Here is a 12,192-nt window from a genome sequence, read left to right as displayed (position 1 = left end):
ATTCCGATCGCCTAGTGTGCGATGCCCGAGGCTGCTGCCTCATCGATCAGGGCGCCGCGAGCAAAGCGGTCGAGCCCGAACGCAGCGGTCAAAGGATGAGCCTCGTTCTTCGCTATGGTATGGGCGAAGCACCACCCGCCCGCCGGAATGGCCTTGAACCCCCCGGTCCCCCAACCGCAGTTAAGAAACACATTGGGAATCGGCGACCGTCCAAGAACCGGAGTGGAATCTGCTACGACATCTACGATGCCAGCCCATTGACGGAGCATTCGCAGGCGCGAAAACGACGGAAACAGGGTCAGCAAGCCGCGCAGGGTCTGCTCGACAGTCGGCAGATTGCCCCGCTGGGCATAGCTCGCATAAAGGTCGAGACCGCCTCCCACCACGAGTTCTCCCTTGTCTGATTGGCTGACGTACACACCGCACGCCGGTGACAGTACGACCGTGTCGAGCACCGGCTTGAGAGGCTCGGATACAAAGGCCTGCAGAGCGTACGAGGTCATCGGGAGGCGGAAGCCGAGCATGTCGGCAAGGGTCGTCGTGTGACCTGCTGTCGCCAATCCGATCCTGTCAGCGCCTATCGTTCCGCGCGTGGTCTTCACAGTGTGCGCGCCGCCTGAGCTCAATTCAAAACCGGTCACTTCGCAGTTCTGGATAATATCGACACCGAGAGCGTCAGCGGCACGGGCGTAGCCCCAGGCCACGGCATCGTGGCGAACGGTTCCGCCCCGTTTCTGGATGAAACCACCCATAACAGGCAGGCGGGCGGAAGGGCTGCAGTCGAGGGCCGGGACCAGCTCTGCGACCTCGTCGGTATCGAGCAATTCGCTGTCGACCCCGTTGAGCCGCATGGCGTTCGCCCAGCGCCGCTGCGACTCCAGATCGTGCCTGCTATGCGCCAGAGTTAGCATCCCGCGCTGGCTGAACATGATGTTGAAGTCGAGTTCCCGGCCGAGGCGCTCGTAAAGCCGCAGGCTATGCTCGTAAAAGCGGGCGCTCTCCGGGAACAAATAATTGGAGCGCACTACCGTCGTGTTCCGGCCGGTATTTCCGCCCCCTATCCAACCCTTCTCCAGTACCGCAATCCTGCGAACGCCATGATTTTTTGCCAGGTAGTAGGCGGTGGCCAGTCCATGACCGCCTCCACCAACGAGGACGACATCGTACCTCGCCTGGGGTGTTGGCGAACGCCATCCGCTTGCACCCTCCAGGTTACCCGCGGTGGGGCTGACTCGCTGTGATCGCTTGGACATAACCCCCAACCAGAACTTGGCGGGTTTCTACCGCCTTGTCACGAAACATAGAGCAGTCTACGTTTCGTGACAAGGGCTCTTCGTGCCTGGCTATGTTTCCGTCGGGTAGTCGGGCGGGTTTCCGACGAGAGCCTCAAGGTAAAGGGCGTAGAGATCCCGGCGCTGTTGCGGGCTTTCGACGATTTCCATCGCCTGGTAGCCAACTTGGTGAAAATAGGTGATTCGCGCCCGGATGAAGGCGCGTTGCTCGTCATAACCAAAGCGGACGAAAATGCTTTTAAGCAGGCCGATTCGCTTGTCTTCGACGCGTCGGACCACTTCCTTCGCAGCATCTGAACTGTGAGCCCACGCTCGCACAGCCGTATCGTAGGCCGGCTCATATTCGCTTTCGTTCAGCCAGACATGGAAAAGTGCATCCAGCTGGTTACGCGGGTCCGGGCCCGCGTTTTCCACTGCGGAGAACATCGGTCCGTTGGTCCGGGTTTCCCAATGATGGAGCAACCCGTCGAGAAGTTCCTGCCGACCGTTGAAGTGATGGTAGAAGCTTCCTGTGGTGACCCCGAGCACGTCAGCGAGGGGCTTGACCTTTACCCGTTCCACACCCTCCGCGATCAGCACGCTCCTTGCACAATCGAGCCAGTCCTCGCGATCCCTTTTAGGCGCCTTATCCGGGCGTTTCGGGCGTCGAAGCGGTGCGCGTCGCCGTCCCTCAGTTAGTGCCGCTGACCCCACCAAACTCTCCCTCTTGTAACAAAACGTAGATGTCCCTATGATTTGATTCGTTCAATCTCAACCTCCCGGGAAAAAAGAGGGACAGAGAGTGGACCGATGATCGCGCGTAGCCAGCTGCGCTGACGGGGAGGAACAACATGAAGGTACGGTTCAACAGGACGCATTGGTTATCCTCAGCGGTTTCTGCGGTAGCTCTTTGCGCATCCTTCCCATCGCTTGCGCAGGATCGCCCAGATGGCGATGAACAACAACCCTCCAGTGCGGGCGCAGCTGCCGACGCGAAAGATCAAGCGGAAATCATTGTGACCGCGAGTAAGCGCGAAGAACGCCTCCAGGACGTTCCGGCTACCGTAACCGCACTTACAGGCGATACGATTGAGAACCTAGGTGTCCGGGATTTCCGCGACTATGCCACCCTGGTGCCAGGACTTAGCCAGCGGGATCTTGGCGCACCGGGGCTAGGCACGATCATTTTACGCGGTCTCAATACCGGCCCTCAGCAGACCACGAACACTGCCTCCTTCTACATCGACGATGCGCCGTTCTCACCGAGCGGCTTCCTTTCAGTGGGGTCGGAGGCCACCCCCTCACCTGATCTCGCCGATATCGAGCGGATCGAAGTCCTGAAGGGGCCGCAGGGAACCCTCTACGGAGCGAGCAGCCTCGGGGGTCTGGTGCGCGTGATCACCAAGAAAGCGGATCCATCTCGCCTTTTCGGCATGGCGCAGTTGGAAGCCATGACAGTGGCGCACGGTGACGAGGGCTGGGCCGCGCGCGCCGCGGTGAATATCCCGTTGATTGCCAACCGGGTGGCCGTTCGCGTCTCGGGCTTCTACCGCCACGCACCGGGCTGGATCGACAATGTCACCACTGGCGAAAGAGACATTAATTCGTCGATCATCAAGGGGGGGCGAATTGCCCTTCATGCCGACGTCAGCGACCGCCTGGCGCTGGATTTGGCAGGCTTCTACCAGGACATCGACAACAACGGCGGGTCCGGGCAAGCGAATGTCAAAGGCACTACCCGGCCGCTGTATGGCAAATACAAGATCGGAGAGATCGCAGGAACTGGTGGGAGCGACATCAGGTATCGTTCGGCATCGGGCACGGCGACGTACGACACGGATGCTGGCGCCGTTGTGGCGACCGCGGCCTACGTCAAATCTGCCACCCGATTTATCGAGGACTATACGCCGTCATATGGCAATTACCTCTCCTTATTCGGCATCGTTCCAGTCGGAACGCAGATCGTCGGGCAGTACGGGCCCGAGCTCGAGAAGTTCACCTCTGAGCTGCGGTTCGTATCGAAGCGACTAGGTCCGGTGGAATTCGTCGCCGGAGGCTTTTACACATGGGAAAACAGTCAATATCCATTTGGTCTGCTCGCGCGCGATGCAACCGGCACGCCTCTCCCGGCCCCGCTTGATGAAGCTTTCTTCGTCCGCACTCATTCGAAATACCAGGAGTATGCCGCGTTCGGCGATCTAACCTTCTACCTGACCGACCGTCTCGACGTTACGGGCGGCATCCGCTTTGCGCATAACAATCAGACGGTGTCCCAGGACCAGGGGACCGTCTTCTATGGGCCATACGCTGCCAATTCGACTGACTTTAGCGACAACGCGACTACGTACCTTGCGACTGTCCGCTACCGACCGTCGGATCAGTTGAGCTTCTACGCCAGGGCAGCCAGCGGCTATCGGCCGGGTGGGCCGCAGACCGCTACCGCCCTGCTGCCGCCAAATGCGCAATCTGAGATCAGATCGGATAGCGTGTGGAACTACGAAGCTGGCGTTAAGGCCTCCAGCGCCGATGGTACCTTCAGCGGGAGTGCGGCCCTTTATCACATCGACTGGACGGACATCCAACTGAACACGATTTTCGGCGGCATCACGCTCCAGGGCAATGCAGGCAAGGCGGAAGTGGATGGCTTCGAGCTTGAATTGCTGGCTCGTCCGTCTGCGAATTTCACTGCCGGCGCTAACGTGGGCCGCACGAACGCGCGCATCACCAGCATTGATGCGGCCGCAGCCGGGTCCCTCGGGGCTTCGAGCGGCGATAAGCTTCCACTGACCCCGGGCTGGACCGTTGCGGCGTTTGCTGATCACAACGTACCCTTCTCTGACAGGCTCGCGGGCACATTCGGTGGCACGGTTCGCTTTCAGTCGGATATGCCGAGTGGTTATCCGGGCAGTGCGTCAAACCCCAGCATCAAAGTTCCTTCGGTCACGACGGTCGACTTGCGAGCCGGTCTCGAGATGGAGGGATATTCTCTGCAGCTCCGCGTGGACAACTTGTTCGATACGCTTGGCTATACATCGCTCAGAGGGGGAGCGCTGTATCCCGGTCAGCCGGTGCCCACCATAGGCACTACCATCCGGCCGCGCGCGGTCACCTTGTCGGCAACGGCAAGATTCTGAGTAGGTGCGCACGGTCGGTCAACGAGGGAGCGCTGATCAGGGCATGAGCGAGAGATCTAGTGACCAAGGTGGGCTTGAGCCCGCCGAACCAGCCTTCGCCGCGATCTTTCCGGACACGCACTACTTTGAGATAGACTCCCGCAGGGCCAAGGCCCGCTACGCTGTCTGGGTTACCCTTCCGCCGGGCGCCGCCAACAGCGGCGCCCGACTCCCCGCCGTGTTTATGCCGGACGGCAACTGGTTGGCGCCCATTCTCACTCCGATGAGCGCGATGGCCGCAAGCGACCCGATCAATCCCGTGCAACCGGTTATCCAGGTTGCCATCGGTTATGCGGGCGCGGATGCGGCAGATATCATGCGGATCCGCAACAGGGATCTGCTGCCCCCGGGCGAAAGGCCCAATCCGCACCATCTGGCTGCCTTCGATCATGGGGTGGATCAGGGCCTGTACGACAAAGACTGGGCCGACGGCTTCAAGCACCTGATGAACAATGGTCGCGGCGATGCTTTCCTCGAGTTCCTGGCTGAAGAGCTGTTTCCGCAAATCGTAGACCGCTACCCGGTGTCTGCAGAAGACTGCGGGTTCTTCGGATACTCGTATGGTGGACTATTCGCGACATACCTCGCGTTGAAGCGGCTGCCCGCGTTCACCCGTGTCGGCGCCGGCAGTCCAGGCTTCATGACGCCGGAGTCGGTGCCTCTGCAGTTGTGGGCCGAGCATTCTGCCGCCGGCACAATCTTCGCTGGACATCATCTTCATATGACTGTGTGCGAGCGGGAGCTCACGGTAGCGACACCATACCAGATGCTGGCACAGGGCTTTTCGCGCTTCGTCACCCGGCAAGGTCTCGAGCCGTTACCCGGCCTCCAGTTCACCAGTGCGGTTTTGCCGTTTGAGTCGCACGCGTCAGGCCTGTGGCCGTCGTGGTTCAGCTTCCTGCGGACATGTTACGGCAGCGCTGCTTCCTAGGTAGCAGGCGTGCCGGCGCAGCGCGGGCTGGAAAGGGAACAACATGAGTGATCAAGCGATAGCCAATGCTCTTGTCGTCCTTGACCAGGTCTGGGCCGAGACAGCGCAGCGCCCCTTCGTGCAGGCCAATCTGGGCCGGCCGATCGATCGTCTTCCTGATATCGGCTTTGACGCCACGGAGGCGCGAAGCGCGCGCGGCGCCCGCCTGCTCGCGAGCATCGACGCGCTCGAGCAGACTCAATTGCCACACGATCTGGTTCTGACGCTTGCGGTGGCGCGCGCCAATGCCGAGCGGATGGCCAAGGAAGCGGAGCGATATTGGCTGGTAATCGATCCAAATGGTGTCGGATTCATGGGGCTTTTCGCCCCGACCGCATACTGCGGCGGGCTGCTCATCAAAAATGCAGCCGCGACACTTGCCAAACATGGATTCGACACTGTCGCCGACGTCGATCGTTATATGGGCCTGATCGAGGACTTCGCTCGCTTGGTCAGCCAGATGCGCGAACGAACGGTCGGTCAAAGCCGGCGAGGGATTCACATCCCCCGATGCCAGCTCGATCGTTCGATCCAACTGGTGCGCGCCCTGGCTGCGGGTTCATCCTCCCTGATCCCTTCTGTCGAGCGGCTGACCGCCGTTGGCGGCGACCAGGCGGCGCAGGCCATCGCCGCGCGCATACGCTCGAGTGTCGACGCCGCGTGGCAGGCTATGGTCGATTTCCTGTCAACGGACGACTACCGCGCTGCCTCGCCTGAGAGCGTTGGATTATCCCAATATCCGGGAGGCGCCGAACTTTATCCCGAACTTGTAGAGCTGCACACAACGCTCAAACGTACGCCGGACGAGGTGCACACGGAGGGGCTTGAGCGCATGGGCGCTCTGCGCGCGCGAATGGACGCGCTGTTCCAAGAAATACACTTCACAGGCACTCCGGGCGAATACGCCGAAACGATTAAGCACAAACCGGATTGGCGTGCGGCCAACGCCTCGGAGATCGCCACCACCTTCAAGCGTTACCTCGACCGGATTGCTCCGCACATCAATTCCAATTTCAACCTCAAGCCATCGGCGCCGTGCGAAGCTGTCGAACTGCCGGCCGCATTAACAGCCTCCATGACATTCGGATACTACGATCCGCCCGGCCCCAAGCAGCCAACAGGGCGGTACTACTTTAATGCCGATAATATCATTTCCAGTTCTCTATCCAATATCGCCGCGGTCAACTACCATGAGCTCATACCGGGGCATCATTTTCATCTTGCTACCCAACGGGAGAACCAGGCACTCCACCCGCTTCGTACCAATGCGTTTTTCAACGCATTCAACGAGGGGTGGGCGGAATACGCGGCGACACTGGCCGGTGAGCTGGGGATGTACAGCGCTCCCGAAGAACGCTTCGGCCGCCTGGTCATGGACGGGTTCCTGACCTCTCGACTGGTCGTTGATACCGGGCTGAACGCGCTTGGATGGAGCTTGGCACAGGCCCGGGACTACATGCAGGAGAACGTACTCCTGCCTCCCAATGAAATTGAATCCGAGATCATAAGGTATTCGTGCGACATCCCGGGGCAGGCGCTCGCTTACAAATTGGGCGAATTCTACCTTCAAGAGAAGCGCGAAGCCTGGCGCGAGGCAAAAGGGCCGAGGTTCGATATTCGCGAGTTCCACGATGCCGTGCTTGGGCCCGGCGCACTTCCGTTGCCACTCGTGGGTGCGAACATTGATAGGAAAATGCTCTAATCCCGATCGGTCTGCTCTCGATCCCTCGCGCACCAAGGTGAATCGGGGTCGAAGTTTGTGTAAGTTCCAGCGGATTGAATCGCCGCGGAATTCGACCACGCCGCTGGGGTGCGCATGGCAAGCTCCCCGGAGGGGGGGGCGGGCTGGATGCGCTAGGCAAGCATTCGCGATAAATTCGTGTCGGCACCCACAGTAGGGCTCCACGCTCCACACGAATTCAATCAGCGATTACAAATTCGGCTCCGCGCGCCCGCATCACACTCGCCCTTACGACCAGGACGCATCGTGTTGCCACGCACCCAACGACAATCCGCCGCCAGGTCGAACTCAACGACATTTGATCACGGCCAGAGGACTTATGATCCGCGCTCAACAGGCAGCGCGGGGACCGCCCGCTAAGGGTGACAAGTCACCTGCCGATCGTAGCGCGCGCACGCAAGTCGCACTTGACAGAACCAGCATTATATATTTAATCTTACTGGAGTCGACGGGGGTCCGGCTGGCCCAGCCATGGGACATTGATGGCGCACCCAAGGGGGGCGTTGGGCCGGAAAGCGACGTTGTCGGGGATCATAACTACCGAGAAGAAGAGCGAAATTGGTGTTTCTCACTTCTATTTTCGGTGCTGACGGGAGGACAGGCGTGCGAAAGTGGAAACATAAATTAGTATCGACCAGCATGATCGGTGCATATGGCAGCCTTGTGCTACTCGGATCAGGCGCGGCCCATGCTCAAGAGGCGGGTGCCGTTGCAGGGGAGGGGCAGGCGGAGGACGAGATTGTAGTAACGGCGCAAAAGCGCGAAGAGAATCTCTCTGACGTGCCAATCTCCATCGCCGTCTTGGGCGGAGAGCAGCTTGACGAGTCCGTTGCTTCAGGACTTACTGAAGCGCTGAGGTCGGTTCCCGGGGTAACGGCGACGGTCGCAGTTCAAGGTAGCGGAACACAGCTGTCCATCCGCGGAGTAACTGCTGGCGCACCGCTATTCACAGGATCCAGTACAGTCGCCTACTATCTGGATTCAGTTCCGTTCGGCTTATCAAAAACCGCAATCGTGCCGGACACGAATGTATTCGACCTCCAACGTGTTGAAGTTTTGCGGGGTCCCCAAGGGACACTGTACGGGGCGGGCTCCCTTAATGGCGTCGTTCGTGTGCTTACAGCGGACCCCGACTATGCAAGTTTCGATCTCAAGGCCCGGGTCGGCGTCTCCTCGACCGATCATGGCGGAGAGAACTACCGCGGGGACGTGGCGGTAAATGTTCCTCTTGTGAACGACCGTGTCGCCCTACGGGCAGTGGGAAGCTACCAAGACTTTGGTGGCTGGATCGACAGACCGATCGGGAAAGATGCCAACGACGAGATCACCAAGGCACTGAGGGTCAAGCTTGGTGCTCAAATGACTGATAATCTCGAGGCCGTGGCATCTGTCTGGTTGTCGCGGAGCCGCGCTGGCGCCCCACCTTATTCCCCCGATAATCGCAGCGTAAACGTGGCGATTAATGAGCCTGTAGAAACAGATTTCACCTTGTACGGCCTGAAATTGACGTACAGCGGATCTCGCTTTGACGTCACAAGCGCTACCGGATTTCTGGACTTCTACAACAATGGGTATGTCCAGGTTGGATCAAGCGTGCAACAGACTTGGCTCAAGTCGGAAGTTTTCTCTCAAGAGGTCAATATCCAGTCAAATTCGGCTGGCTCGTGGCGCTGGGGCGTCGGAGCAATTTACAGGGATGCCTACGATCGGTTGTATGCCAACATCCCTAAGTTGATCGTGGCGCCTTTAGAAACAGACAACAAATCACGATCGATTGCCCTCTTCGCGGACGTAACTAAGCTTCTCCTCGACCAACGTCTGGAGTTGACCGCCGGCCTGCGCTATTTCCATGACTCGGTTCATAGTAAAGAATATTCCAATACCGCTGGCACAAAACCAGCAGGGCTATTTGCCACCCCGGAATTCCAGGCGTGGACGCCCCGCGTTTTGATCAGCTTCCACCCGACGAAGCGGATGACCCTTTACAGTTCCTACAGTCAGGGCTTCCGGAGCGGGTTTAACCAGAATCCAACGGTCATTGCGTTCGGCTTACCGCCAGTACGGCCAGATAAGCTCAGCAACTACGAGATCGGCTTCAAAGCTGATGGACTGGGTGACATCCTCTCCCTGGACGCCGCGGTCTATTACATCGACTGGCGTGACGTCCAGCAATCGCTGACATTGCCGTTGCCAAACGGCGTGAGGATCAGCGCCGGTGTCAACGGCCAATCCGCGAGCGGGTTTGGCTACGACATCTCCGCTACACTGAGGCCCGTGCCTGGCTTGTCCATCGGTGGAGGTTTGAGCGTCAACGACCTTACATTCGACGCGGACGTGATCTCGGGTGGCATCGTGCTGTTTCCGAAGGGCTCGCGGCTAAATGCTTCGGCTAAAGCGACTTCCAACGCGTTTGGGAGTTATCGGTTCGGTTTGGGTGATAATGGTATGAGCGCAGAGATCGCCGCGTCCATAAATCACTCGACGCCCCTGCGCCTTGCTACCCTGTCCGGCGGAGTTCCCTTGCGAACCGTGGGTGACAGCCTCACCTTCGCGCGTGCCTCCCTTGCAGTCAATGGGGCCGACGACCGTTGGTCCGTGATGGTCTTCGCGGACAACCTGACGAACGAGGACGGCGCATTCACCATCGACGCTCTGCCCCCCAACAGGACGATCCACGCGCGCCCTCGCACGATCGGTGTTCAAGCCGACTTCAAACTCTAGGAGGTCGGATGGGGTGCTACCGTTTATTGGATGCGCATGATCGGTAGCACCTGCACTTTCTATCGCGGCGGCTTCCGTCCGCCTCGCAAGGTTATATTGTCAAGGCATGGCCTGAACTGGCCGCTGCCCCTCTTGATTGCGGCTTAACGTGTGCCATTAGTTTGGCGTGATACATGCCGTTTGACTTCGGCAACCGCAGATCTTGTGATGGATTGGAGCACTTCAGGGTCTGTTTGAACGCCGAAAAGGCGTTGAAATGCCAATCCTCGCAGCGCGCTTACAACCACTGATACGACGAGGTCGGCGCCTGATGGGGTCAACCGTTCCCTTGCGAACAGGCGAAGAAACTCGGAGCGAATGTGCTGAGAGATATGTTGCTGATATCGGCGCACTTCTTTCCAGAGTTTTTCTTCTCCGCGCGCGCCAAGTGAGATATCCCAAACGGCGAGGTATTCCGGCTCGCTATAGACCCGCCAGTAAATATCAACCGCTCGCTGCATTCGCGCACCCAGGCCAAGTTTTTCCTGCAAAAGAGAGTCGAACGAAATCTCGAGAACGGGGTACACTTCGTCTAATAGTGCCAGAACTAGATCATCACGGGCCGGAAAATGATGCTGCATTGCGCCATTGGTGTACCCCGCGCGATTGGCAACTTTCGTGATTGTAAGATTCGCATAACCTTCGTCGCGCAATACAGCCAAAGCTGCCTTGAGGAGGCTTGCTCGCGTTTTCGCACGGCGCTCCTCCTGAGTCTGGCGGAGGCTGATATCTTTGCCCGCCGCTTTCTGCCTGTAAGTCATACGGGTGACTTTGGACACTCGCGCCTCGGCGCCGCTCCGAGAGCGGGATTTGCTCGCTTTCTCCATCTAAAATACGGCGTAACCGACGGTGTCAGATGCCGCAAGGCGTGCTAGAAAGAGTGTGGTTCGGTTACTGATGCCGGCTGCATAGGTGCCTGTCTCAGCGTTTGATTGCGCCGATGCGCATCCTCTCCAGGTCGCATCGGAGTCTTCTACTACAAATCCACATGGCGATGCTGGAGGGTATGAAGGCGAACATCGACACCCCTAGGGCGTATCTCAATCCAATAACTCCATAGCGCGCGGTGAACTCATCGCTCAGGAGCCCTGTCATGAGCGGCCCGATACCCAAGCCGATGAAGTTGGCGAAAAAAAACATGATGGCGACGGCCATTGACCGCCGCTCACCACCGCAGACCAGGTGGAGAACTGAAAACATTGCGGGCAGAGCAGCTCCAATGCCCGTGGCTGCGATAAAGCTCGCCCCGAAGAACATTGTCTGGTCGGCGCTTGCCAAAGAGACCATGTAAAATACGAAGCTCCCGACGAGAAGAAGACTGGGCAAGCGAGCGATCCATCGCTGGTCATTCCTGCCCAATCTATCGGTCAGGTAAGCTCCCCCTAATGTCCCAACCAGAGTTGCGAGGCCCTTGGTAAGCGCAAATGTCAGGCCTACGTCTGACAGCTGCCATGAGAGCACTCGCGTCATGTAAGCCGGAAACCAAGTCAGAGCACCGTAAGCCACGACGAAGTATAGTGTCATGGCGATGACAACGAACACGTAAGACGGTGTTCGAATAAGTGATAGAAAAGCTTCCTTGATTGGCTCGTGTCTCACGGAGCGTCCCGATTTCTGACGCGGCTCGGATAATCCCAGAAGACTTAAGGCGGCGATGAAAAAGCCTGGCAGGGCCAAAATGATGAATGACGTGCGCCAATCGTATCTGTCGACCAACGCGACGCCTGCCGTAAACACCACAATATACGCGACGGTTGCTGCTGAAGTCAGAATTCCAATCGCACTCGTACGTCGTTCCGGAGGAAAATAGTCTGCTACAAGCGATTGTGAGGGCGGAATCGCACCCGCCTCACCGACCCCGACACCGGCCCGGCTCAGAGCCAATTGCGCGAATGATTGCGCCATTCCGCACAGCGTCGCAGCAAGACTCCAGACTGCTACTGAAGTCCCGATTATCAAACGGCGATTTCCACGATCGGACCAGCGGGCGATTGGTATGCCAAACACTGCGTAAACCCCGGCGAACGCAAATCCGGTAAGCAACCCCATCTGAGCATCGCTGGCGCCGAACTCATGTTTGATGGGCTCGATCAGGATGGATACGATATGTCTATCGATGTAGTTTGAAAGGGAAACTAGAAAGAGAATCGCCAATAATACCCTTCGTCGCGATTCAGAATAGGTTTCCCATGGCCTTTCGGTAACCGAGTCCTGCTTCAAGCTACGTCTCCAGAAATACTCGTGTCGCTATTCGAAGTGGTGCAAGATCCCTCGATC

8 protein-coding genes are annotated in these 12,192 nt (G+C 58.5%); 4 read left to right on the top strand and 4 right to left on the bottom strand.

Annotated elements, in window-relative coordinates; genetic code table 11:
- Positions 1-11 precede the first annotated feature (11 nt).
- Together ELY12_RS13010 and ELY12_RS13005 are read right to left on the bottom strand one after the other, a co-directional pair.
- A complete protein-coding gene (locus ELY12_RS13010; RefSeq protein WP_126177120.1) occupies positions 12-1,253 on the bottom strand; it encodes a sarcosine oxidase subunit beta family protein in 1,242 nt (413 codons plus the stop codon).
- Between the two features lie 90 nt (positions 1,254-1,343).
- Positions 1,344-1,985, bottom strand: coding sequence for a TetR/AcrR family transcriptional regulator (locus ELY12_RS13005; RefSeq protein WP_277600252.1), 642 nt, complete (start codon positions 1,983-1,985; stop codon positions 1,344-1,346).
- A 137-nt stretch (positions 1,986-2,122) separates the two neighbouring features.
- On the opposite strand from ELY12_RS13005, the gene ELY12_RS13000 reads away from it, so the two are divergent.
- From ELY12_RS13000 to ELY12_RS12985, 4 genes are all read left to right on the top strand, one after another.
- Positions 2,123-4,405 carry a TonB-dependent receptor gene (locus ELY12_RS13000; protein ID WP_126177118.1) on the top strand — a complete coding sequence of 761 codons (2,283 nt, stop codon included), beginning with the start codon at positions 2,123-2,125 and terminating at the stop codon, positions 4,403-4,405.
- Between the two features lie 43 nt (positions 4,406-4,448).
- Complete coding sequence (locus ELY12_RS12995; protein ID WP_126177117.1) at positions 4,449-5,375, top strand: alpha/beta hydrolase; 927 nt, start codon at positions 4,449-4,451, stop codon at positions 5,373-5,375.
- Positions 5,376-5,418: 43 nt separating this feature from the next.
- Entirely contained in the window at positions 5,419-7,116 is a 1,698-nt protein-coding gene (locus ELY12_RS12990) for a DUF885 domain-containing protein (RefSeq protein WP_126177116.1), read from the top strand.
- A 678-nt stretch (positions 7,117-7,794) separates the two neighbouring features.
- Positions 7,795-9,876, top strand: coding sequence for a TonB-dependent receptor (locus tag ELY12_RS12985; RefSeq protein ID WP_126177115.1), 2,082 nt, complete (start codon positions 7,795-7,797; stop codon positions 9,874-9,876).
- 143 nt (positions 9,877-10,019) lie between these two features.
- Here ELY12_RS12985 and ELY12_RS12980 read toward each other — a convergent pair whose 3' ends face one another.
- Both ELY12_RS12980 and ELY12_RS12975 read right to left on the bottom strand, forming a co-directional pair.
- A complete protein-coding gene (locus tag ELY12_RS12980) occupies positions 10,020-10,742 on the bottom strand; it encodes a TetR/AcrR family transcriptional regulator (RefSeq protein ID WP_126177114.1) in 723 nt (240 codons plus the stop codon).
- Positions 10,743-10,836: 94 nt separating this feature from the next.
- Positions 10,837-12,135, bottom strand: coding sequence for a spinster family MFS transporter (locus tag ELY12_RS12975; protein ID WP_126177113.1), 1,299 nt, complete (start codon positions 12,133-12,135; stop codon positions 10,837-10,839).
- Positions 12,136-12,192 lie beyond the last annotated feature (57 nt).

Source organism: Tsuneonella rigui, assembly GCF_003958625.1.
In the GTDB taxonomy this organism is placed as follows: Bacteria; Pseudomonadota; Alphaproteobacteria; order Sphingomonadales; family Sphingomonadaceae; genus Tsuneonella; species Tsuneonella rigui.
This window is presented reverse-complemented; position numbering and strand designations above follow the sequence as displayed.

Bases quoted from the DNA above. Each gene is read 5' to 3' on its own strand.
- ELY12_RS13010 (WP_126177120.1), bottom strand. From the start codon at position 1,253: ATGTCCAAGCGATCACAGCGAGTCAGCCCCACCGCGGGTAACCTGGAG.
- ELY12_RS13000 (WP_126177118.1), top strand. From the start codon at position 2,123: ATGAAGGTACGGTTCAACAGGACGCATTGGTTATCCTCAGCGGTTTCT.
- ELY12_RS12995 (WP_126177117.1), top strand. From the start codon at position 4,449: ATGAGCGAGAGATCTAGTGACCAAGGTGGGCTTGAGCCCGCCGAACCA.
- ELY12_RS12990 (WP_126177116.1), top strand. From the start codon at position 5,419: ATGAGTGATCAAGCGATAGCCAATGCTCTTGTCGTCCTTGACCAGGTC.
- ELY12_RS12985 (WP_126177115.1), top strand. From the start codon at position 7,795: ATGATCGGTGCATATGGCAGCCTTGTGCTACTCGGATCAGGCGCGGCC.
- ELY12_RS12980 (WP_126177114.1), bottom strand. From the start codon at position 10,742: ATGGAGAAAGCGAGCAAATCCCGCTCTCGGAGCGGCGCCGAGGCGCGA.